At 71.8% G+C, this 22,532-nt stretch carries 19 protein-coding genes; 3 read left to right on the forward strand and 16 right to left on the reverse strand.

The window, feature by feature from the left end; translation table 11 throughout:
* Window positions 1-178: 178 nt before the first annotated feature.
* The 7 genes from ACFO4E_RS22425 to ACFO4E_RS22455 all read right to left on the reverse strand — a co-directional run bounded on the left by ACFO4E_RS22425 (window position 179) and on the right by ACFO4E_RS22455 (window position 8,782).
* The gene (locus ACFO4E_RS22425; RefSeq protein WP_378577901.1) at window positions 179-1,351 is read right to left on the reverse strand and encodes an acyl-CoA dehydrogenase family protein; all 1,173 of its coding nucleotides are present in this window, start codon (window positions 1,349-1,351) and stop codon (window positions 179-181) included.
* 274 nt (window positions 1,352-1,625) lie between these two features.
* A complete protein-coding gene (locus ACFO4E_RS22430) occupies window positions 1,626-4,490 on the reverse strand; it encodes a DEAD/DEAH box helicase (RefSeq protein WP_378577903.1) in 2,865 nt (954 codons plus the stop codon).
* A gap of 113 nt (window positions 4,491-4,603) precedes the next feature.
* Complete coding sequence (locus tag ACFO4E_RS22435; RefSeq protein ID WP_378577905.1) at window positions 4,604-5,005, reverse strand: DUF397 domain-containing protein; 402 nt, start codon at window positions 5,003-5,005, stop codon at window positions 4,604-4,606.
* A 78-nt stretch (window positions 5,006-5,083) separates the two neighbouring features.
* Window positions 5,084-5,896, reverse strand: coding sequence for a twin-arginine translocase subunit TatC (gene tatC, locus ACFO4E_RS22440; RefSeq protein ID WP_378577957.1), 813 nt, complete (start codon window positions 5,894-5,896; stop codon window positions 5,084-5,086).
* Window positions 5,897-6,084: 188 nt separating this feature from the next.
* Window positions 6,085-6,420: a Sec-independent protein translocase subunit TatA gene (gene tatA, locus ACFO4E_RS22445; protein WP_378577907.1), complete on the reverse strand. Its 336-nt coding sequence runs from the start codon at window positions 6,418-6,420 to the stop codon at window positions 6,085-6,087.
* A 63-nt stretch (window positions 6,421-6,483) separates the two neighbouring features.
* Window positions 6,484-6,672, reverse strand: a complete 189-nt coding sequence (locus tag ACFO4E_RS22450) for a hypothetical protein (RefSeq protein WP_378577909.1) — start codon at window positions 6,670-6,672, stop codon at window positions 6,484-6,486.
* A gap of 100 nt (window positions 6,673-6,772) precedes the next feature.
* Window positions 6,773-8,782, reverse strand: coding sequence for a helix-turn-helix transcriptional regulator (locus tag ACFO4E_RS22455; protein ID WP_378577911.1), 2,010 nt, complete (start codon window positions 8,780-8,782; stop codon window positions 6,773-6,775).
* A gap of 71 nt (window positions 8,783-8,853) precedes the next feature.
* Here ACFO4E_RS22455 and ACFO4E_RS22460 point away from each other — a divergent pair, with 71 nt between their 5' ends.
* Window positions 8,854-9,936 carry a DUF3866 family protein gene (locus ACFO4E_RS22460; RefSeq protein ID WP_378577913.1) on the forward strand — a complete coding sequence of 361 codons (1,083 nt, stop codon included), beginning with the start codon at window positions 8,854-8,856 and terminating at the stop codon, window positions 9,934-9,936.
* Window positions 9,937-9,958: 22 nt separating this feature from the next.
* Here the strand turns inward: ACFO4E_RS22460 and ACFO4E_RS22465 are convergent, their stop codons facing one another.
* The 5 genes from ACFO4E_RS22465 to ACFO4E_RS22485 form a co-directional block, all read right to left on the reverse strand.
* Window positions 9,959-11,008, reverse strand: coding sequence for an FKBP-type peptidyl-prolyl cis-trans isomerase (locus tag ACFO4E_RS22465; protein WP_378577915.1), 1,050 nt, complete (start codon window positions 11,006-11,008; stop codon window positions 9,959-9,961).
* A gap of 107 nt (window positions 11,009-11,115) precedes the next feature.
* The gene (pafA, locus tag ACFO4E_RS22470; protein WP_378577917.1) at window positions 11,116-12,474 is read right to left on the reverse strand and encodes a Pup--protein ligase; all 1,359 of its coding nucleotides are present in this window, start codon (window positions 12,472-12,474) and stop codon (window positions 11,116-11,118) included.
* A gap of 181 nt (window positions 12,475-12,655) precedes the next feature.
* On the reverse strand, window positions 12,656-13,384 hold the full coding sequence (gene prcA, locus ACFO4E_RS22475) for a proteasome subunit alpha (RefSeq protein ID WP_378577959.1): 729 nt from the start codon (window positions 13,382-13,384) through the stop codon (window positions 12,656-12,658).
* A gap of 44 nt (window positions 13,385-13,428) precedes the next feature.
* On the reverse strand, window positions 13,429-14,277 hold the full coding sequence (prcB, locus tag ACFO4E_RS22480) for a proteasome subunit beta (RefSeq protein ID WP_378577919.1): 849 nt from the start codon (window positions 14,275-14,277) through the stop codon (window positions 13,429-13,431).
* A 198-nt stretch (window positions 14,278-14,475) separates the two neighbouring features.
* Complete coding sequence (locus ACFO4E_RS22485) at window positions 14,476-14,679, reverse strand: ubiquitin-like protein Pup (RefSeq protein WP_378577921.1); 204 nt, start codon at window positions 14,677-14,679, stop codon at window positions 14,476-14,478.
* A gap of 416 nt (window positions 14,680-15,095) precedes the next feature.
* On the opposite strand from ACFO4E_RS22485, the gene ACFO4E_RS22490 reads away from it, so the two are divergent.
* Complete coding sequence (locus ACFO4E_RS22490) at window positions 15,096-16,283, forward strand: beta-1,3-glucanase family protein (RefSeq protein ID WP_378577923.1); 1,188 nt, start codon at window positions 15,096-15,098, stop codon at window positions 16,281-16,283.
* A gap of 94 nt (window positions 16,284-16,377) precedes the next feature.
* Here ACFO4E_RS22490 and dop read toward each other — a convergent pair whose 3' ends face one another.
* The 3 genes from dop to ACFO4E_RS22505 form a co-directional block, all read right to left on the reverse strand.
* Window positions 16,378-17,898 (reverse strand): depupylase/deamidase Dop, encoded by a 1,521-nt coding sequence (gene dop / locus ACFO4E_RS22495; RefSeq protein ID WP_378577925.1) that lies wholly within the window; start codon window positions 17,896-17,898, stop codon window positions 16,378-16,380.
* A 184-nt stretch (window positions 17,899-18,082) separates the two neighbouring features.
* Window positions 18,083-19,852, reverse strand: a complete 1,770-nt coding sequence (arc, locus tag ACFO4E_RS22500; RefSeq protein WP_378577927.1) for a proteasome ATPase — start codon at window positions 19,850-19,852, stop codon at window positions 18,083-18,085.
* 159 nt (window positions 19,853-20,011) lie between these two features.
* Window positions 20,012-20,950, reverse strand: a complete 939-nt coding sequence (locus ACFO4E_RS22505; protein ID WP_378577929.1) for a tRNA (adenine-N1)-methyltransferase — start codon at window positions 20,948-20,950, stop codon at window positions 20,012-20,014.
* A gap of 284 nt (window positions 20,951-21,234) precedes the next feature.
* On the opposite strand from ACFO4E_RS22505, the gene ppgK reads away from it, so the two are divergent.
* On the forward strand, window positions 21,235-22,011 hold the full coding sequence (gene ppgK / locus ACFO4E_RS22510) for a polyphosphate--glucose phosphotransferase (protein ID WP_378577931.1): 777 nt from the start codon (window positions 21,235-21,237) through the stop codon (window positions 22,009-22,011).
* A 67-nt stretch (window positions 22,012-22,078) separates the two neighbouring features.
* Here ppgK and ACFO4E_RS22515 read toward each other — a convergent pair whose 3' ends face one another.
* Window positions 22,079-22,447 (reverse strand): hypothetical protein, encoded by a 369-nt coding sequence (locus ACFO4E_RS22515; RefSeq protein WP_378577933.1) that lies wholly within the window; start codon window positions 22,445-22,447, stop codon window positions 22,079-22,081.
* Window positions 22,448-22,532: the final 85 nt, after the last annotated feature.

The following is a 22,532-nucleotide window of genomic DNA, read 5'->3' on the forward strand; positions in this document are numbered from 1 at the left end:
TCTGTGGTGCGCGCCACGTGGCATGCACCACTCGGCTCTTGCACATTTCGTATCAGCGAATGTCCCGAGGCGACAGACGCCGCGAAGCCCTGTTATGAACTCGTATCCGCCAAACCGCCTGCGACGTCGGATTTTCCGCTGTTTTCCCCTGGTATGACGGCGATGTCGGCGGGCTTGCTCACCGGGCCCGCCCGGCCACCGGGTCGGCGCCGCGGGCCAGCCCCCGGGCGATCACCATCCGCTGGATCTGGTTGGTGCCCTCGACGATCTGGAGGACCTTCGCCTCGCGCATCAGGCGCTCCGCGGGGAAGTCGCGGGTGTAGCCGCTGCCCCCGAGGACCTGCACGGCGTCGGTCGTGACCTTCATGGCGGTGTCGGTGGCGAACAGCTTGGCCATGGCGGCCTGCGCCCCGTACGGCCGCCCGGAGTCCCGCAGCCGCGCCGCCGCGAGGTAGAGTTCGCGGGCCGCCGCGGTGGCGGTGGCCATGTCGGCGAGCAGGAACCCGACCCCCTGGAAGTCGCCGATGGGGGCGCCGAACTGGGCGCGCTCGCGGGAGTAGGCCACGGCCAGGTCCAGGGCCGCCTGGGCGACGCCGACCGCGCACGCGGCGATCCCCAGCCGCCCGGAGTCGAGCGCGGCCAGCGCGATCGGGAACCCCTGGCCCGCTTCTCCGACGCGCGTGTCCGTACGCACGCCGGAGAAGCGCACGACCGCGGTGGGCGAGGCGGCCATGCCCATCTTGCGCTCCGGCGGATCGGCGCTGATGCCCTCGGCAGCGGCGGGTACGTGGAAGCAGCTGATTCCGCGCCCCCCGGATCCGGGGCCGCCGGTGCGGGCGAAGACGGTGTAGAAGTCGGCGGCCCCGCCGTGGGTGATCCACGACTTGGCGCCGTCGATCCGGTGGCCGGCGCCGTCGGGGCGGGCCGTGGTGGCCAGCGAGGCGGCGTCGGACCCGGAAGCGGCCTCGGAGAGGCAGTAGGCGCCCAGGAGCTCACCGCCGAGGAGGGCGGGCAGGTACGCGGCGCGCTGGGCGTCGTCGCCGTACTCCGCGAGCGGGAAGCAGGAGAGCGTGTGGACGCTCAGCCCCAGCCCCACCGCCAGCCAGGCGCCGGCGAGCTCCTCGACGGCCTGGAGGTAGACCTCGTAGGGCTGGCCGCCGCCGCCGTAGCGGACGGGGTAGGGCAGCCCGAGCAGGCCGGAGCGGCCCAGCAGGGCGAACAGGTCGCGCGGGAAGCGGGCGGCCTCCTCGTCGGCGGCGGCGCGGGGCGCCAGCTCCTTGGCGGCGATGTCGCGGACCAGGCCGAGCAGCTCGGCGGCCTCGTCGGTGGGAAGAGTGCGCTCAACGGCCATGCCATCCCCTTCGCGCCACGGACGCCCGCATTTAGTAGGTCGTCCACATACATGGTGACGCACGGCACTTTACCGGACCGGTGGACCCGCCCCCACCGCAGCCCGCACGGGGCGGCGCACCACGCGGATCCCGTGCGCACACGGGGTCCGGGGCGCCGCCGGTATCCGCTGGACCGTTGTTCGGCCGCCCGGAGCGGTGCCGCCCGGCCTCAGCGGCGCGCCGGCGGCCGTACGCCACCGGTGTCGGTGGCGTACGGCCGCCGCGGCGAAGGCGTCAGGCCACCGACGTGTAGGCGACCACTCCGCGGCGGACGAGGTCGACGGACTTGCGGGCCGTGGCGCGCACGCGGGAGTCGCCGGGGGCGGCGTCGGCGATCTGGCCGAGCATGTCGATCAGCTGCTTGGCGGTGCGCACGAAGTCGCCCGCGGGCAGCTCGGCCTCCATCAGGATGCGGTCGAGCCGGTCGCCGCGCGCCCAGCGGTAGGCCAGCCAGACGAACCCGAGGTCGGGCCGGCGCTGGAACGAGACCTGGTGGTCGCGCTCCACCTCGCCGAGCTCGCCCCACAGGCGCTCCATCTCCACGAGGGTGTCGCCGATCGGCCCCTCGGGGACGCGCGGGAAGGCGTCGTCGGAGCGGCGCGACTCGTACACCAGTGACGCCGCGCACGACGCCAGCTCCACCGGCCCCAGGTCCTCCCACAGGCCGCGGCGCAGGCACTCGGCGACGAGCAGGTCCAGCTCGGAGTAGATCTTGGCGAGCCGGCGGCCCTCGTCGGTCACGGTGTCGCCGTCGAGGTAGTCGAGGTCCTGGAGGACGCCGCAGACCCGGTCGAAGGTGCGCGCGATGACGTGCGAGCGCCCCTCGACCCGGCGGCGCAGCCCCTCGGTCTCCTTCGTCAGCCGGAAGTAGCGCTCGGCCCAGCGCGCGTGGTCCTCGCGGTCGGGGCAGCCGTGGCAGGGGTGGGCGCGCATCTCGCGGCGCACAGCGCGGATCTCGGGGTCCTCGCCGCCGCCGCCGTCGCCGCCTCCGCCGCGGCGGTCGCGCGGGGCCTCCCCGCCGGTCTCCTGCAACTTGTTGTGCAGCGACGACGCCAGATCGCGCCGGGACTGCGCGGAGCGCGCGGAGAAGTTCTTCGGGATGCGCAGCCGCCCGGCGGGCTCGACCGGGACCGGGAAGTCGGCGGCGTTGACCCTCTTGATCTGGCGTCCGGCGGTCAGCACCAGCGGAGCGGGGACGTCGCCGCGCGTCCCGGGCTCCAGCACCACCGCGAAGCCGGTGTGGCGCCCGGAGGGGATGCGGATGATGTCGCCGGCCCGCAGCCGCTCCAGGCTGCGCACGGCTTCGTCCCGGCGGCGCGCGCTGCGGCCCTTGGACGCCTGGGCCTCAAGGTCGCTCAGCCGCCGCCGCAGCGCCGCGTACTCCATGAAGTCGCCCATGTGGCACTGGGCGGCCTCGGCGTACCCCTGGAGCGCCTCCTCGTGCTTGCGCAGCTGGCGCACCAGCCCGACCACCGCGCGGTCGGCCTGGAACTGCGCGAAGGACGACTCCAGCATGTTCCGGCTGCGCTCGCGGCCCACCTGGCCCACGAGGTTGACCGCCATGTTGTAGGACGGCTGGAAGCTGGAGTTCAGGGGGTAGGTGCGGGTACTGGCCAGGCCCGCGACCGCCTGCGGGTCGGTGCCGGGCTGCCAGATCACCACCGCGTGCCCCTCGACGTCGATGCCGCGGCGCCCCGCCCGCCCGGTGAGCTGCGTGTACTCGCCGGGGGTGAGGGCGGCGTGGGTCTCGCCGTTCCACTTGTCGAGCTTCTCGATCACCACGCTGCGCGCGGGCATGTTGATGCCCAGGGCCAGGGTCTCGGTGGCGAAGACCGCGCGGATCAGCCCGCGGGAGAACAGTGTCTCGACGACCTCCTTGAACGCCGGCAGCAGCCCGGCGTGGTGGGCGGCCACACCGCGCTCCAGGGCGCGCAGCCACTCGTGGTAGCCCAGGACCACGAGGTCGGCCGGCGGGATGTCGGCGCACTGCCGCTCGGCGTAGGCGCGGATCTCCTCGGCCTCGGGGTCGGTGGTCAGGACCAGCCCGGACTGCACGCACTGGCGGACGGCGTCGTCGCAGCCCGCCCGGCTGAAGATGAAGGTGATCGCGGGCAGCAGCCCTTCGCGGTCCAGCTCGTCGATGATCTGCACCCGGCTGGGCGGGGCGAACTTGGAGCGGGGGCGGGGCGTGCTGCGCGACCGCGTCTGCGGGTGGCGGCGGCGGTGGGCGAGCTGGGTGACGCGGTCGTCCTCCTGGGCCAGCCGGATCAGCCGCGGGTTGACCTGGAGCCGTTCCCCGCCGACGACCATCTCCACGGGCTTGGTGCCGTCGCGCCCCTCGCGGCGGTCGCGCTTGCGCGACCGCTTGCGGCCCCGGCCGTCCTCGTCCTCGTCGGCGCCGCCCTCGGCCTGCTCCTCCACGGTGACGAAGAGGTCGTGCAGGCGCTTGCCCGCCATCACGTGCTGCCACAGCGGGACCGGGCGGGTCTCGTCGACGATGACCGCGGTGTCGCCGCGGACCTGCTGCAGCCAGTCGCCGAACTCCTCGGCGTTGCTGACGGTGGCCGACAGCGCGACCATGCGCACCGACTCCGGCAGGTGGATGATCACTTCCTCCCACACCGCGCCGCGGAACCGGTCGGCGAGGTAGTGGACCTCGTCCATGACGACGTAGGCCAGGCCCTGGAGGGTGTGCGAGGACGCGTACAGCATGTTGCGCAGCACCTCGGTCGTCATGACCACGACGGGCGCCTCGCCGTTGACGCTGTTGTCGCCGGTGAGCAGGCCGACCTTGTCGGCGCCGTACCGGCGCACGAGGTCGGTGTACTTCTGGTTGGACAGCGCCTTGATGGGGGTGGTGTAAAAGCATTTGGCGCCGCCGCGCAGGGCGAGGTGCACCGCGAACTCCCCCACCACGGTCTTGCCCGACCCCGTGGGCGCCGCCACCAGCACGCCGTCGCCGGTCTCCAGCGCCTTGCAGGCGCGGATCTGGAACGGATCGAACTCGAAGCCGTAGAGGCCCTGGAACTCCTCGATCGTCGCGCTGGACTCGGCCTGGCGCCGGCGGAACTCGGCGTAGCGGGCGGCGTGCGTACTCATATCGATCAAGCCTAGGGTGTGATGGTGACGAGCGCGCCCCCGCCGCCCTGTCAGGGGCCGGATTCGGCCGCGGGCGCCGCCCCCGGGCCCGCGCCCGCCGGTCCGCTCCGGGGCTACTGCGCGCCGGCGCGGGGGTCGCCGTCGTCGGTGTCGCGCGCGGCGGCGGGGGTACCGGGCGCGGGGACCGCGGTCACGGGGACGTCGCCGCGCTGGATGGCGGCCTCCTCGGGGGTGAGGTACTCCTCGGGGATGTCGAACTCGCCGTCCTTGGCGCCGAGCACGAACGCCTCCCACTCGGCGGGGGTGAAGAACAGCGTGCCCTTCTCGGGGTTCTTGCCGTCGCGCACCGCGCGGAATCCGTCGTCGAACTTGGCGACCTCGACGATGGCGTCGGACTCCTCGCTGGACAGCGACGACCGCTTCCACACGGCGTGCGTGGTGTCGTGCCACTTCTCGTTGCCCTGCGCCTCCGGCGGCAGTTCGCGCTTGGGCTGATCGGCGGACGGGTTCTGCACGGTCGGACGCTCCTTCGGCCATCGGTGGATACGGCGGTGCCCCGACGGCGCCCTCGCCGTCCAGGTCCGCGGACGACCTTAGCGCTTCGGAGGCAGGCCCGGGATGTCATCGCCGGTATCGGCGTCCTCGATGACCGACATCTCGTCGTCGTCGAGGTCGGCGTAGGGGTCGTTGCGCCCCTTGCGGCGGTCGTTGAGGAAGCAGACCAGCTCGGCCGCCTCGTAGAGGACGACCAGCGGGATGGCCAGGGCCAGCATGGAGATCGGCTCGGCCGGGGTGACGACCGCGGCGATGACGAAGATGACGAAGATGATCAGCCGCCGCCACTTGGCGAGCACCTCGTGCGAGAGCACGCCCATGAGGTTCAGCAGCACCACGATCAGCGGGACCACGAACGCGACCCCGAACACCAGGATCATGGTGATCATGTAGTTCAGGTAGCTCGTGATGTCGATCATCTGGACCATGCCCTCGGTGCCGAACCCGAAGAGCACCTCCATCGCCAGGCCGGTGATGTAGTAGGCCAGGGCCGCGCCGGAGAGGAACAGCGGGACCGCGGCACCGATGAAGTAGTAGGTGTAGCGCTTCTCGCGCCCCCGCAGCGCCGGGGCGACGAACGCCCAGAGCTGGTAGAGCCAGAACGGGCTGGAGACGAGCACACCGACGATCGCGGCGACCTTGAAGTTGAGGAAGAACGCGTCGAAGATGCCGGTGAAGATCAGCTCGCACTCGCCGGTCTCCCGCACCTGCGGCACCTCGCAGTAGGGCCGCTGGAGGAAGTCCCACACGGGGTCGAAGACGAGGAAGCCGACCACGCACCCGGCGGAGACGAACAGCAGCGCGAAGACGACCCGGTTGCGCAGTTCGCGCAGATGGTCCATCAGCGGCATGCGGCCTTCGGGGTCCTTGGTCTCCCGTTGCCGTCGCACCTGCATCGCCCGCTTACACCCCTCGCACCTGACCCGCACCGATTCGCGGCGCCCGCCCGGGGGCTGCGCCGGCGTCCTGCCCGGGGCCGCTCAGGCCCCGCCGCCCCTGTCGCCAGGGGCCGTGTTCAGCCGTTCGGCCGTGGACCGCCTCAGGAGGCCGGCCCCCGGCGGATGGTCTCACCGTTCTCGTTGACGATCCGCTGGCCGGCGGGCAGCTCCGGGTAGGCGGACTGCTGCGGCTGGGGCTCGTAGTGCGGCTGCGGTGCCGGCTGCGGCTGGGGCGCGGCCGCCTGCTGGGCCTGGGCCTGCGCCTGCTGCTGGCGGTTCTGCTCCTCCTGCTCCTCATCGGAGAGGCCCTTGGTCTCGGCCTTCAGGATGCGGGCGCTGCGACCGATCGACCGGGCCAGGTCCGGCAGTTTCTTCGCCCCGAACAGCACCAGGGCGATGAGCAACAGGATAAGAAGCTCACGCGGTCCGAAACCCATCTTGTGCTACCTCTCTCGACGGCGCTCTGCGCCATTGATGGTACTCCCCCGCTCCGCGGCGGATCAGCGGGTGTCGGTCCGCCCGTGCGCCTGTGCCGCATGGAGCCTCCGGTACGCGGGCTCGACCTCGCGCCGGGTCCGCGCGATCTGTTCCCGCAGGCGGTGCAGTTCCGTCGACATCCGGACCGCGAGCAGGATCAGAACGGCGAGTCCGGCGAGGGTGACGGTGCCGAGTACGGCGATCGCGACCACGTTCCCACCTTACTGCGTCGTTATGGGACCGGAGATGGACCGAGGGTGAACGACCAGGTCCCACGTGGTGCCCGGACGAACCGGACATCCGCCCGCCATACTATGCGCCGCCCTCGTAGGCCGCCAGCGCCCGCCGGGCGTCCTCCCGGACGTGTTCGGCGATCTCCAGGGGCGCCACCACGCGGGCCCGCGGGCCCAGGCGCAGGGCCAGCCGGCGCACCCAGGCGGGGGCCGGGGTGCGCAGTGTCGCGCGCAGCCGGCCGTCGGGCAGGTCGCGCACCGAGGAGCACACGTATTCCTCGGTCACCCACCGCTCGGAGGCGTCGAGCTCCAGGGTGACGCGGGCGTCGTCGGCGGAGCGCTGGAGCACACCGCCCTTGAGGTCGCGCCGGCGGGCGCGGGCGGGCACCTCGGCGGCCTGGGGCAGCACGGTCAGGTCCAGGACCCGGTCGAGCCGGAACAGCCGGACGGCGCCGCGCAGCCGGCACCACCCCTCCAGGAAGGGCTGCCCGTCCTGCACGACCAGGCCCATGGGGTCGACGTCGCGCTCGGTGACCTCGTCGACGTAGCCGGACAGGTAGCGCAGGTGCAGCAGCTGGCCGGAGCGCAGCGCCTCGTCGCAGCGGCGCTGCACCTCGCGGACCTCCTCGCTGAGGTCGATGCGCACCTCGACGGCGTCGGCCAGCCGGTCCACGGCCCGCCCCGCCGCCGAGCGCAGCTTCTCCCCCACCCGCTTGAGCGCGTCGCTGTCGGCCACCCCCGGGAGGCCGCCCAGCAGGTCCACGCCCACGATGAGGCTGGCGGCCTCGTCGGCGGACAGCCGCAGCGGCAGCGCCAGGGTGTCGGCGTTGCCGATGATGATCTCCCCGGTGGCCTCGGCGGCCTCCAGGTCGACGTCGATGAGGTCGCCGGGGGTGTAGCCCGGCAGCCCGCACATCCACAGCAGGCCGAGGTCCTTGAGCACCTGGCGCTCCGAGAGCCCGAAGTGCGCCGCCACCTCGGGCACGCGCACGTCGTGGCTGAGCGCGTAGGGCACGAGCATCAGCAGCCGGCGCAGCTGCTCGGAGGACGCCGACGCGCGCCGGCCCTCGGCGACCGGCTCGGCGCCCTCCGCCTCCTGCGCCGCCGCCTCGGCGGGGTCGGGCACGTGGCCGGCGACCGACGACAGGTGCGCGACCAGGGCGTCGCGGGCCTCCTCCGGCGCCTCGATGAGCACCCGGTCGCCGAACCGGGCGACCCCGCCCACCAGGTCGGCGACGTCGCTGTAGGGGAGGTCGACCTGGTCCCAGCGGCCCCGCCCCGCCTCGAACGCGCCGGTCGCGATCCGCAGCGCGCCCCGGCGCAGCTCGTGGGCGGAGTCGGCGCGCACCCGCAGCCGCGCCACCCGCTCGGGCTCGGCGGGCTGGGCGCGCACCACCGAGCGCACGTCCACGCCTTCGGGCACCTCGAACGGGGGCCCGGTGGACACCACCCGGACGGTGCCGACGATACGGCCCAGCCGGAACACCCGCCGGGCGCCGCGGTCGCGGTCGTACCCGGCCGCGTACCAGCGGCCCTGGACGTTGACCACGCCCCAGGGCTCCAGCCGGCGGCGGCCGACGCCGGCGCCGGGCTTGCGGTAGTCGAACTCCACCGGCCGGCGGTCGCGCACCGCCTGCCACATGGGCAGGAACGCGGGTTCGTCGGTACCCAGCATCGGGGTGATGCCGGGGGCGGCGTCGGAGTCGACCGGCACCCCGGCCGCGCGCAGCTTCATGACCGCGTTGGCCGCGGCCTCGCCCAGGGCGGCGTGCCGCCAGGCGCGGGCGGCCAGGCCCAGCACGGCGGCCTCGTCGGCCTTGAGCTCGATCTCGGGGAGCTCGTAGTCGGCGCGGGAGATCCGGTAGCCCTCTTCGTCGTTCCAGAGGTCGCCGCCGCCGGTCTCGATGGGGATGCCGCTGTCGCGGAGCTCGCGCTTGTCGCGTTCGAACATGCGCTTGAACGCGGCGTCGCTCTCGGCCTCGTCGTAGCCGGCGACCGTCGCGCGGATCTCGCGCGCCGTGAGGAAACGGCGTGTCGCCAGAAGGCAGATCACCAGGTTGAGCTGCCGTTCGGTCTTCTTCTGCGACATGGGCCGCTTCCCTCCGCGTCTCCGCGCGCCGTCACCGCGCCTGCTTCAGGCATGACGGTACCGTGCCTCAAGTGATCAAATGGCGGTCAGCACATGTGCGCGGGGTCGTCCGCGAGTGGCGGGGAGCGGCCGAACTCGACGTCGTCGTCGCCGGCCCGCCGGGTGCCCCCGGGCGGGCCTGCCGGGCACTGGCCTACACCGACCTGGTGGGGACACCCGCGCCGGGGGACCGCGTCCTGCTCAACACCACCGCCCTGGACATGGGGCTGGGCACCGGGGGCTACGCCATGGTGGTCGCGATCCCCGACCGGCCGGCCGCCGACCCCGGGGGGCCCGGCCACTTGGTGAAGGCCCGCTACACGCCCTTGCAGGCGACCGTGCTGGGCGCCGATGAGCAGGACTCGCCGCACCACGGCGTGCTGCGCGACGCCGACGACATCGGCGGCATGCCGGTGGTCGTCGCCGACCTGCACTCCGCGCTGCCAGCGGTGCTCGCCGGGATCGCCCAGGCGCGTCCCGGCACCCGCGCCGCCTACGTGATGCTCGACGGCGCGGCCCTGCCCGCCGCGTTCTCGCGCGCGGTCCCGGCGCTCGCGCGCGCCGGGCTCCTGGGGGCCACGATCACCACCGGCCAGGCGTTCGGCGGCGACCTGGAGACGGTGACCGTGCACACCGGGCTGCTGGCGGCCCGGCTGGTGGCCGGCGCCGACATCGCGGTGGTCGCGCAGGGGCCCGGGAACCTCGGCACGGGCACCGCGTGGGGGTTCTCCGGGGTAGCGGCGGGCGAGGCGGTCAACGCCGCGGCCGTACTGGGCGGGCGCCCCGTGGCCTGCCTGCGGGTCAGTGAGGCCGACCGGCGCGAGCGCCACCAGGGCGTCTCCCACCACAGCCTGACCGCCTACGGCAAGGTGGCGCTGGCCCCGGCCGACGTGGCCGTGCCCGTGCTGCCCGGGGCGTTCGGCGAGCGCGTGCGCAAGCAGGCCGCGGCGCTGGGCGCGCGCCACCGGCTCGTCGAGGTGGACACCGACGGCCTTGAGACGGCGCTGGCGGACCTGCCGCTGCGGCTGTCGACGATGGGCCGGCCGTTCGCCGACGACCCCGCCTACTTCCTGGCGGCGGCCGCGGCAGGGCGGCACGCCGCCGCCCTGCTCTGACCGCGCGCCCCGCCGTGCGGGGCTACCCCTCGGGTTCGGCGGAGGCTTCGGGCTCGCCGGACGCCTCGGGCTCGGGGGCCGGCGGGCTGTCGACGGCGCCCAGGATGTCCACGACGAAGACGAGCGTTCCTTCGGGCGACCCGGACTCCGCCGCCGCCTCGCCGTAGGCGAGGTCCTCGGGGATGGTCAGCATCACCCGGCTGCCGACCTTCTGGCCGACCAGCCCTTCGTCCCAGCCCTCGATGACCTGTCCGACGCCGATCGGGAAGGTGGCGGGGGCGCCGCCGCGGTCCCACGTGGAGTCGAACACCTCACCGTCGTTCCAGGTGACACCGGTGTACTGGACGACGAGCTGCTGCTCGGCCTCGACCTCGGGGCCGTCGCCCTCGATGAGCCGGGTGCTCTCCAGCCCGCCGGGCGGGTCGGTGTCCTCGGGGATGGTGATCTCGGGCCGGTCGTGCCCGGGGTCGGGGGCGGTCGGTAGGCCGTCGCCGCCGCCGTCGGTGGTCTGCTCACCGGGGACGACGTCGCCGCGCCCGAAGCGGGAGCGGATGTCGACGATCGACACCGAGTCGCCGGGCTCGGGTTCGGGCTGGCCCATGGAGGCGGCCTCGGCGGGGTCCTGCGCGGGGAAGTTGAAGACGACCCGGCTGCCCACGGGCTGGTCGGCGAGGCTGCCGGTCAGCTCCTCGTTCATCTGGGCCAGTTCGAGCAGGACGGGGGTGCCGGTGTCGTAGGTGGAGTTGGTCTTCTCGGCCTCGCCCTCGCCGGTCCACTGGTAGTCGACGATGTCGGCGACGATCATGTCGTCGGTGCGCACGAGGGCTCCCTCGCCGGCGCCGCGGTGGGCGACACCGGAGATCTGCTCGCCGGGCGGGGCGATGCTCGGGAACTCGACATCGGGCTCCTCGCCCACGTCACCGGTGACGGTGGGCAGGCGCTCGTCGAACTCCGGCTCGTCGGAGCGCATGAATGCGGGGGTTCGCCACTCCTCCGGGATCGCCCCGCAGCTGGTCACCGCCAGCAGGACGGCGGAGAACGGCACCGCGAGGGCGGCGGCACGACGTCGCATAGGTCACAACCTCAATATCCGGCTCAGGTCCCCGACACACTATCGAAAGGACCATCCTGCCGCTTCAGGGTGAGAACGACGTAAGAGTGCCGTGCCCTCGCGGTCCGTCACATTCCGGCGATGAGCTTCTCGACGCGCTCGTCGACCGCCTTGAACGGGTCCTTGCACAGGACCGTGCGCTGGGCCTGGTCGTTCAGCTTCAGGTGCACCCAGTCGACGGTGAAGTCGCGGCGCTTCTCCTGGGCCTTGCGGATGAACTCGCCGCGCAGCCGGGCCCGGGTGGTCTGCGGCGGCACCGATTTGGCCTCGAAGATCTGGAGGTCGCCGACCAGCCGCTCCATCCGGCCCTTGCGCTGGAGCAGGTAGAACAGGCCGCGGTCGCGGTGGATGTCGTGGTAGGTGAGGTCGAGCTGGGCGATGCGCGGCGAGGACAGCGACAGGCCGTGCTTGGCGCGGTAGCGCTCCAGCAGCTTGTATTTGGCGACCCAGTCGATCTCCTGCGCCACCAGGTCGAGGTTCTGGGTCTCGACCGCCTCCAGGGTGCGCGCCCACAGCTCCAGGACGCGCTTGCCGGTGGCGTCGGTGCCGTTGCGGTCGACGTAGGCCTGGACCTTCTCCAGGTATTCGCGCTGGATCTCCAGCGCGCTGGCCTCGCGCCCGTTGGCCAGGCGCACCTTGCGCCGGCCGGTCATGTCGTGGCTGACCTCGCGGATGGCGCGGATGGGGTTTTCGAGGGTGTAGTCGCGCATGACGACACCGGTCTCGATCATCCGCAGCACGAGGTCGGTGGAGGCCAGCTTGAGCAGGGTGGTGACCTCGCTCATGTTGGAGTCGCCGACGATGACGTGCAGCCGCCGGAACCGCTCGGCGTCGGCGTGCGGCTCGTCGCGGGTGTTGATGATGGGCCGCGAGCGCGTGGTGGCGGAGGAGACGCCCTCCCAGATGTGCTCGGCCCGCTGGCTGACGCAGTACAGGGCGCCGCGGGGGGTCTGCAGGACCTTTCCGGCGCCGCAGATGATCTGGCGGGTGACCAGGAAGGGGATCAGGATGTCGGCGAGGCGGCCGAATTCGCCGTGCCGCCCCACCAGGTAGTTCTCGTGGCAGCCGTAGGAGTTGCCGGCGGAGTCGGTGTTGTTCTTGAAGAGGTAGATCTCGCCGGCGATCCCCTCTTCGTGCAGCCGCTGCTCGGCGTCGACCTGGAGGCCCTCCAGGATGCGCTCGCCGGCCTTGTCGTGGGCGACGAGGTCGAGCAGGCTGTCGCATTCGGGGGTGGCGTACTCGGGGTGGCTGCCCACGTCGAGGTAGAGGCGGGCGCCGTTGCGCAGGAAGACGTTGCTGCTGCGCCCCCACGACACCACGCGCCGGAACAGGTAGCGGGCCACCTCATCCGGCGACAGCCTGCGCTGTCCCCGGAACGTGCAGGTGACGCCGTACTCGTTCTCCAGGCCGAAGATCCGTCGTTCCATGTGGCCTCACCCGTTCTGCGTCCAAGGGTCGCGGCCGCCGGCCCACGCCGCGGCACCGCAACGACTCCACCCTATTCTTCGGCTCCGCGAGCGCACGGGAAACGCGGCGGGGCCGCCGGAACCCGCGGGGGGTGCCCCGCGTCGCCCGGCGGCCTGGTGGCCGCGGTGCGGCCGGGCCGCTTCAGGAATCGGCGTCGGAGTCACCGCCGTCCGCGGACCCGTTCGCCTGCTCGACGAGCCGGTTGAGCCGGTCGCCCTGGATGCGGCGGAACTTCCGGTGCTCGCCCCGGGCGCGTTCGAGGACCGCGACCTCCATGCTCGCGGCCTCCAGGTCGCGCTGCTCGCCGTTCTCGTGGGCGAGCGCGTGCATGGCGGTCGCCAGGGCGCGGTCCAAGGAGGCGTCCTTGTCGAAGCGCTCCTGGATGGCCGTCGCGACCCGGTCGGCGGAGCCGCCCATGGCGAGGAAGCCGTGCTTGTCGACGACCGATCCGTCGAAGGTGATGCGGTAGATCTCGTCGGTCGCGGCGGTGTCGCCGACCTCGGCGACGACGACCTCGACCTCCCACGGCTTGTTGCTCTCGCTGAACACCGTGCCGAGGGTCTGGGCGTAGAGGTTGGCGAGCATCCGGCCGTTGACGTCGCTGCGGTCGTAGGCGTACCCGCGCACGTCGGCGAAGCGCACGCCCATGGTCCGCAGGTTGTCGAACTCGTTGTAGCGGCCGACCGCGGCGAAGGCGATCCGGTCGTAGAGCTCGCTGATCTTGTGCAGGGTGCGGGACATGTTGTCGGCGACGAACAGGATGCCGCCTTCGTACTGGAGGACGACGGCGCTGCGGCCGCGCGCGATCCCCTTGCGCGCGTAGTCCGCCTTGTCCTTCATGCTCTGTTCGGGGGACACGTAGAACGGCATCGACACCGCGGATCGTTCCTTACTGAAGTCGTCGGGCGTGGGCGTCAGTGCAGCGGTGCGGTCGGGCCGTCGGGCCGGTCGGCGCGGCCCTCGACCACGGTCCGGGCCAGCCGTTCGACGTCCTCGGCCGGAAGCCGGCGGTGGCCGTCCCCGGTGATCACATCGATGAGCGGGAAGATCTTGCGGTGCAGGTCGGGTCCGCCGGTGGCGGAGTCGTCCTCGGCTGCGTCATAGAGGGCCTGGACGGCGACGAGCGCGGCGTCCTCCTGGGACAGCTCGTCGGTGAAGAGCTTCTTCAGCGAGCCGCGCGCGTAGACCGATCCGGAGCCGATCGAGTGGAAGCGGTGCTCCTCGTAGCGCCCGCCCACGGGGTCGTAGCTGAAGATCCGGCCGATGCCGCTCGCCTGGTCGAAGCCCACGAGCAGCGGCACGACGACGAACCCCTGCAGGGCCATGCCGAGGTTGCCGCGGATCATGGTGGCGAGCTTGTTGGCCTTGCCTTCGAGGGACAGCGGGCGCCCCTCCATCTTCTCGTAGTGCTCCAGCTCGACCTGGAACAGCTTGGCGAGTTCGATGCCGATCCCGGCGGCCCCGGCGATGGCGACGGCGGAGAACTCGTCGGTCCGGAACAGCTTGTCCATGTCGCGGTTGGCGATGACGTTCCCGGAGGTGGCGCGGCGGTCGCCCGCCAGGAGAACGCCCCCGGGGTAGGTCAGCGCGACGATGGTCGTGGCCTCGGGAGTGAGGTGCGAAGAGGCGACGCCCTGCGGAATCTCCGTCCGCCCCGGCAGCAGTTCAGGGCTGACCTCGCCCAGGAACTCGCTGAAAGAGGAGGTTGCGGCATTCATGAACGCGGCGGGCAGCCGTCCACCGCCGTCGAACGCTTGGGACACGCGACTCCCTTCGGGTGGCGCTCCGCCCATCGAAGGGGGCGGGCGGGGCGCGAGAGGTTGTTCTCTTACCAGGTACCGATGACCCTACTGATCAAAGAAGTCGAAGGCGTACTCACCTGGCCGGGCTCCGCTGTGAGCGAATCCCGGGCGCCGCGCGCCCCGGGACCTCCCGGTCGGCGTCTCCCCCCGGGCCCGCCCCTACTCCCCGCCCTTCTGCACGAACTGCCGGACGAAGTCCTCGCTGTTGCTCTCCAGGACCTCGTCGATCTCGTCCAGGATGTCGTCGACGTCCTCGTCGAGCTTCTCGTTGCGTTCCACAACGTCGGCGCTTGCTTCGACTTCTTCGACCTCGTCGTCGCGGCGATTGGCCTGCTGCTGGCCTCCGGTGTCCTTCGTCGCCATGGAAGCAACCTCCTCGATCGGGGCTCTCGCCCTTATCTTGGCCCAAGCAGAGCCGCCTCAACCTTGATCGCGGCGCCTGTTGTGTGCACGTTACCCCGCTAAGGCCCCGTACACCCGTGCGAACACGGAAGACCTGAGGGCGATTCCCCGCCCGCTCTGGGCGCCGCCCGCGCGCCCCGTCCCTCAGGGCGGCCCGCACGCCGCGCCGGTCACTGTGCGTGAAGAGAGCGCTCTCGGGGATGACATGGTGATCTACGTCACTAGTAAGGTTTGTTTCCAGTGGTGACGGCGCCCCGTGCCACGGCACGCACCCCACGCGTAGTGAGCGGCCCTTGACGCTCCGCCGGACGGCGGTCAGATTGGCCGTCCCCGGTGCGTGCACACATGGCGCACCCCACCGAAAGGAATCGCTCGGCGTGATCAGCAGACGCAGCTTCGTGGGCGGCCTCGGCGCCGCCGCCGCGCTCGGGGGTGCGGGGGCGGCAATCGCCCTCCCCCGCCCCTCCTCCACCGCCTCCCTCGCCTCCGGTGCGGCCGCCGCCCTCCCGGTGACCATCGTCAACAACAGCGGGTCCTTCGCCAACGGCGACATCCGCGTCTACATCGTCGGTACCGACCTCGGCACCGGGCAGCAGGTGCGGGTGAACGCCGAAGGGGCCATGGTCCCGGTGCAGGCGTCGGACAACACCGACGACGGCTACACCGACTACGCCCTGTCCCTGTCCGAATCGGGCGAGACCAGCATCTCCCTGCCCTCGCCGATGTCGGGGCGCATGTACTTCGCCATGGGCGACAAGCTGCGGTTCAAGGTCGTCGAGGCCGGCGACGGCAGCGCCGCCCTCGCCTACCCCGCCGGATGGGTGGAGTCCGACCCCAACTTCGGCGTCCTGCACGACACGGTGGAGTTCACCCACCAGGACGACGGCATGTACTGCAACACCACCACGGTGGACCAGTTCAGCGTGCCGATCGCCATCCGGCTCACCGGAGAGCAGGACCAGAGCACCGGCGCCCTCGTCGAGGGCGGACGCGACCGCATCTTCGAGGCGGTCGCCGCCCTCCCCGACTACTCCCCGCTCGTGGTCGGCGACGGCACCCGGATCATCGCCCCCGGTCACGGCCTGGACCAGGGGCTGTTCGCCGAGGACTACTTCGCCGGCTACGTCGACGAGGTCTGGGAACGCTACCGGTCCACCGACCTGAGCGTCACCACCAACGAGGGGACGTTCATCGGCCGGGTCGACGGCTCGGACGCGCTGGTCTTCGACGGCGGCTTCGACCCCATCCCCAAGCCCACCACTCGCGACGTGCTGTTCTGTGACGGGGCGCTGGCCGCCCCCAACGACGGCCGCCTGGGCCCGGTGGCGGCGATCCTGGGGTCGGCGCTCAACCGCGCGACCCTGCTGGACTCCGCCGACCAGCCCACGGACGACCCCGACGGCTTCTACACGGGCGAGATCGCCAACCACTACGCCCGCGTGATGCACGAGTTCGCCGAGGACGGGCGCGCCTACGGGTTCGCGTTCGACGACGTCGGCGGGTTCGCGTCCTACATCCAGGACCACGCGCCGACGTCGTTCACGGTGACGCTGGACCCGTTCTAGCGGGCACGGCCGCCGGAGTGGACCGCCGCGCGCGGCGGGGCCGTGGGCCCTGCCGCGCGGGCGGACGGCGCGCTGTGCGCGGGGCCGCGCCGGCTCAGCGGCGGCCGCCGGTGAGCACGGCCACGAGGTCGGCCGCCGTGGCCGCCCGGTCCAGCAGGGCCCCCACGTGCTCCCGGGTACCGCGCAGCGGTTCGAGCGTGGGCACGCGCTGGAGCGAGTCGTAGCCCGGCAGGTCGAAGATCACGGAGTCCCATGACGCGGCGGCCACCGAATCGGCGTACTTGGCCAGGCAGCGGCCGCGGAAGTAGGCGCGGGTGTCGTGGGGCGGCTCGGTGATCGAGCGCTCCACGTCGGCGTCGTCGAGCAGCCGCTTCATCCGGCCGCGCGCCACCAGCCGGTTGTACAGGCCCTTCTCCGGGCGGACGTCGGAGTACTGGAGGTCCACCAGCTGGAGCCGGTGGTGGCCCCAGTCGAGGCCGTCGCGGGTGCGGTAGCCCTCCAGGAGCTTGAGCTTGGCGACCCAGTCGAGTTCCTCGGCCAGCTGCATGGGGTCGTCGGCGAGCCGGTCGAGCGTGGACTCCCAGCGGTCGAGCACGTCGGCGGTGTCGGGGTCGACGTCGGTGCCGAACCGGTCCTGGACGTACTTGCGCGCCTGCTCCAGGTATTCGCGCTGGATCTGCAGGGCGGTCATGCGCCGGCCGTCGCGCAGCCGCGCGGTGTGGGACAGGCCGGGGTCGTGGGAGAACGCCCGGAGGTCGGCGACGGGTGTCTCCAGGGAGAGGTCGACCCCGATGAAGCCGTCCTCGATCATGGAGAGCACGAGGGCGGTGGTGCCGAGCTTGAGGTAGGTGGAGACCTCGCTCATGTTGGCGTCGCCGATGATGACGTGCAGCCGGCGGTACTTGTCGGGGTCGGCGTGCGGCTCGTCCCGGGTGTTGATGATGGGCCGCTTGAGCGTGGTCTCCAGGCCGACCTCGACCTCGAAGAAGTCGGCGCGCTGGCTGATCTGGAACCCGGTGTCGCGGCCGTCGGCGCCGATGCCGACCCGGCCCGCGCCGCACATGACCTGGCGGGAGACGAAGAACGGGATCAGGTGCCGCACGATGTCGCCGAAGGGGGTCGAGCGGCGCATCAGGTAGTTCTCGTGGCAGCCGTAGGAGGCGCCCTTGTTGTCGGTGTTGTTCTTGTAGAGCTGGATGGGCTCCACACCGGGGATCGCGGAGGCGCGCCGCGCGGCGTCGGCCATGACGTGCTCGCCGGCCTTGTCCCACAGGACGGCGTCGAGCGGGTTGGTGACCTCGGGGGCGGAGTACTCGGGGTGGGCGTGGTCGACGTAGAGCCGGGCTCCGTTGGTCAGGATGACGTTGGCCAGCCCGAGGTCCTCATCGGTGAGCTGGGTGGGGTCGGCGACCTCGCGGGCAAGGTCGAACCCGCGCGCGTCCCGAAGGGGGTTCTCCTCCTCGAAATCCCATCTGGCCTTGCGGGCCCTGGCGGCCGAGGCCGCCAGATAGGCGTTGACCACCTGTGTGGAGGTCACCATCGCGTTGGCACCGGGGTTGCCGGGAACGGAGATGCCGTACTCGGTCTCGACGCCCATAATCCGCCGCACACTCATGGTGGAAGGTTATCCACCACCGCGCCGTCTTGAACGCACGGTCGCCAATTGTGGCCCAACAGCCACCGCGGGTGCGGCGTGTCGCACCCGATACGGCGCGCCGCGCCCCGGGGCCGCGGGGACCGCGAACGGCCGAACGGAAAGGGCCCGCCGGCGTTCCGGCGGGCCCCGTCAGACCGTGTTGCTACAGGTACTGCCCGGTGTTGGCCACGGTGTCGATGGACCGGCCGGAGTCGGCGCCCTTCTTGCCCGACACCAGGGTCCGGATGTAGACGATGCGCTCGCCCTTCTTGCCGGAGATGCGCGCCCAGTCGTCGGGGTTGGTGGTGTTGGGCAGGTCCTCGTTCTCGCTGAACTCGTCGACGCAGGCCTGCATGAGGTGGGACACCCGGATGCCGCGGGACTTGTGGTCGATGAAGTCCTTGATGGCCATCTTCTTGGCGCGGTCGACGATGTTCTGGATCATCGCCCCGGAGTTGAAGTCCTTGAAGTACAGGACCTCCTTGTCGCCGTTGGCGTAGGTGACCTCCAGGAAGCGGTTCTCCTCGGTCTCGGTGTACATCCGCTCCACGACCCGCTGGATCATGGCGTCGACGGTGGCCCGCGCGGAGCCGCCGTGCTCGGCGAGGTCGTCGTCGTGCAGGGGGAGGTCGGCGGTGATGTACTTGGAGAAGATGTCGCGGGCGGCCTCGGCGTCGGGGCGCTCGATCTTGATCTTGACGTCGAGCCGTCCGGGGCGCAGGATCGCCGGGTCGATCATGTCCTCGCGGTTGGACGCGCCGATGACGATGACGTTCTCCAGGCCCTCGACACCGTCGATCTCGCTGAGGAGCTGGGGGACGATGGTGTTCTCGACGTCGCTGGAGACCCCGGACCCGCGGGTGCGGAAGATGGAGTCCATCTCGTCGAAGAAGACGATGACCGGGGTGCCTTCGTCGGCCTTCTCCCGTGCGCGCTGGAAGACCAGGCGGATGTGCCGCTCGGTCTCGCCGACGTACTTGTTGAGGAGCTCGGGGCCCTTGATGTTGAGGAAGAAGCTCTTGCCGACGTCGTGGCCGGTCTTCTCGGCGACCTGCTTGGCCAGCGAGTTGGCGACCGCCTTGGCGATGAGGGTCTTGCCGCATCCGGGGGGACCGTAGAGGAGGATGCCCTTGGGCGGGCGCAGCCGGTGCTCGTAGAACAGGTCCTTGTGCAGGTAGGGGAGCTCGACCGCGTCGCGGATCAGCTCGATCTGCCCGCTGAGGCCGCCGATGTCGGTGTAGGCGATATCGGGGACCTCTTCGAGGATCAGCTCCTCGACCTCGGACTTGGGGATGCGCTCGTAGACGTACCCCGACCGCGGCTCCAGCAGCAGGGAGTCGCCCGCGCGCACGGGCTGGTCCCGCAGCGGCTCGGCGATGCGGACGATCTTCTCTTCGTCGTGGTTGGAGATCACCAGGGCGCGGTCGCCGCCCTCGAGGAACTCCTTGAGCATGACGACCTCGCCGACGGTCTCGAAGGACTGCGCCTCGACGACGTTGAAGGCCTCGTTGAGCATGACCTCCTGGCCGGGGCGCAGGCCCTCGATGTCGACCGAGGGGCTGACGTTCACGCGCATCTTGCGCCCGTTGGTGAAGATCTCGACGGTCTCGTCGTCGCGCGCCTCGAGGAAGACGCCGAAGCCGGACGGCGGCTGCGCGAGCCGGTCGACCTCCTCCTTCAGCGCCACGATCTGGTCGCGGGCTTCCTTCAGGGTCGCCACGATGCGCTCGTTCTGGCCGTTGGCCGCGGCCAGGTTGGCCTGAGCCTCACGGAGCCGGTCTTCGAGCAGCCGCACATGGCGGGGGGAATCGGCGAGCTTGCGCCGGACTACGCTGAGTTCCTTTTCCAGATAGGAGACTTGAGCGGTGAGTTCCGCAACCTCACGGTCGCGCTCCGTCTGACGCTCGTCGTCGCGATCGGCCACGTCCGCCACCTCCCTATAAGAGGACGACTACTCGGGAGCCTACCTACCCATGGACTATTCCTAACCTCCCGAGCACGGCCAGTGTCGAAGGACTCACTTTTCGATCTTGTGTATACGCCCGCCACCCTGGTAGAAGACGGCCCCGCGTAATGAGAAAGTAACGAATTCTCACGCGCGTGTCGCGGATTCCCCGCCGTCCTCCGACGCCGGCGCGGCACCCCCGCGGGCCTCCTGGGACTTCTTCCAGTCCTCGCCGTAGGCGCCCTTGGACGGGCGGCGGCGGCGCTCGGGGGCGTCGGCGCCGTCGGCGAGGCGGCGCGCGGTGACCAGGAACCCGGTGTGGCCGATCATGCGGTGGTCGGGGCGGACGGCCAGGCCCTCGACGTGCCAGGTGCGGACCATCGTCTCCCAGGCGCGCGGCTCGTAGAACGAGCCGTGCTCGCGCAGCCCCTCGACGACCCGCGAGACCTGGGTCGTGGTGGCGACGTAGGCGCAGATCAGCCCGCCGGGCACCAGGGCCTTGGCGACGGCGTCGATGCACTCCCAGGGGGCGAGCATGTCGAGGATGACCCGGTCGGCGCCGGAGTCGGCGTCGTCGATGCTCTCCACGAGGTCGCCCACGGTCAGCCGCCACGCCGGGTGCTCGCGCCCGAAGAAGCGCTCGACGTTGCCCCGTGCGATGTCGGCGAAGTCGGGGCGGCGCTCGTAGGAGGAGACCCGCCCCTCCTCGCCCACCGCGCGCAGCAGCCAGCACGTCAGCGCGCCCGAGCCGACGCCGGCCTCGATCACCCGCGCACCGGGGAAGATGTCGGCCTCCGCGACGATCTGCCCCGCGTCCTTGGGGTAGACGATCGTGGCCCCGCGCTTCATCGACAGCGTGTAGTCGGCCAGCAGGGGCCGCAGCGCGACGTAGGAGGTGCCCGAGGTCGCGCGCACCACGCTGCCCTCGGGCCGGCCGATCAGGTCGTCGTGGTCGAGCCGGCCGCGGTGGGTGTGGAACGCCGTGCCGGCGCGCAGGGTGATGGTGTGCATCCGGCCCTTGGGGTCGGTCAGCTGCACGATGTCGCCGTCGTCGAAGGGTCCGCGGCGGCCGTGGATGCCGGTCACTGGTGCTCGTCTCTCGGTTCTGGATCGTCGGGTCGGGGCAGTCGCCCAGGGTATCCGCCCCGGTCGGCCACGGCGTAATCGGCGGATCCCGCCCGGCCCCCCGCGGCCCGCGGATCCGGTGGAGGGCGGGCGGCGGGCGGTGCCGGCGCGGGCCCTTGGGACGGGCCGGCGAAGCGGGAACGGCGAAGTGGGCCCGGAAGGTGAGCGCGGCCCGCGGAAGCAGGGAGAATCGGGTGGGGCGGCGCGGACCGCCCCTCAGGGCTTGCGAGAAGGGCGGATGGACGATGGCGGACGAGGCGCCAAAGGTCGGGCTGGGGATCGACATCGGCGGGAGCGGGATCAAGGGGGCACCGGTCGACCTCGCGACCGGGGAGTTCATCGTCGACCGGCTGAAGATCGCGACGCCGAGCCCCTCCACACCCGAGGCGGTGGCGAAGGTGGTCGCCGAGATCGCCTCGGCGTTTCCCGAGCACGTCGCGTCGACGACCCCGCTGGGGGTCACGTTCCCCGCGGTCATCCAGCACGGTGTGGCGCGCAGCGCCGCCAACGTCGACCCGTCCTGGGTCGGCACCGATGTCGAGGAGCTGCTGGCCGGGGAGACGGGCCGGCGGGTGTACGTGGTCAACGACGCCGACGCCGCGGCGGTGGCCGAGGACCGCTACGGGGCCGCCAAGGACGCGTCGGGCGTGGTGCTGCTGACGACGCTGGGCACGGGGATCGGCACCGCTCTGCTCGTCGACGGCCGCCTGGTGCCCAACACCGAGTTCGGGCACCTGGAGATCGACGGGCACGACGCCGAGACCCGGGCCGCCTCCAGTGCAAAGGAGCGCGAGGATCTCTCATATGAGAAATGGGCGCGCGAGCGATTGCAGCGCTATTACTCCGTGGTGGAGATGCTGCTGTCGCCCGACCTGATCGTGGTGGGCGGCGGGGTCAGCCGCAAGGCCGACAAATTCCTGCCCCTGCTCGATCTGAACGCGCCGATCGTGGCGGCCCAGCTGCGCAACACCGCGGGGATCGTGGGGGCCGCCGTCCTGGCGGCCGAGCGGTTCGGCGGCTGAGCCCGGCACGGCGGGGACGGCTAGGCGGTGGGCCGGGCGCCCGGGGACGGGAGTCCCCGGGGGCGGCTCACCGGCCCCGCCGCGGCCCGAGCACGCGCACGATGCGCCGTGCGGCGTCGGCGGTGTCGCCGGCGGGGGTGAGCGGCGCCGCGTGCGGCGCCGTGGTCGTGGGGTCGTTGCTCCAGCGCAGCCACCACCACAGGCGGCCGCGGTGCGGGCGCAGCACCGCGCGCTGGATGCGGCGCGCGGGGCCGTAGGCGATCGCGTCGACGGCGCCGATGGCGCCGTCCATGCGCGCTTCCAGGCCGCAGGAGCGCAATTCGGCGGTGAGGTCGGTGAGCGCGCTCAACCAGGCTGCGTCGAGCCCGGAACTGTCAAGGCGGCGGCCGGATCCGGCCAGGCTGGGAGTGCCGGACGGTGGGGTCTCGACGGTCATCGGTACTCCTGACTCATACGGGGAATTCGCAGGACCACGGGGACTTTGGTCCCTTGACTGTGCATCTCGGACGGCCCGCCAAGGG

This window comes from Nocardiopsis mangrovi (genome assembly GCF_042653925.1).
Classification (GTDB): domain Bacteria; phylum Actinomycetota; class Actinomycetes; order Streptosporangiales; family Streptosporangiaceae; genus Nocardiopsis_B; species Nocardiopsis_B mangrovi.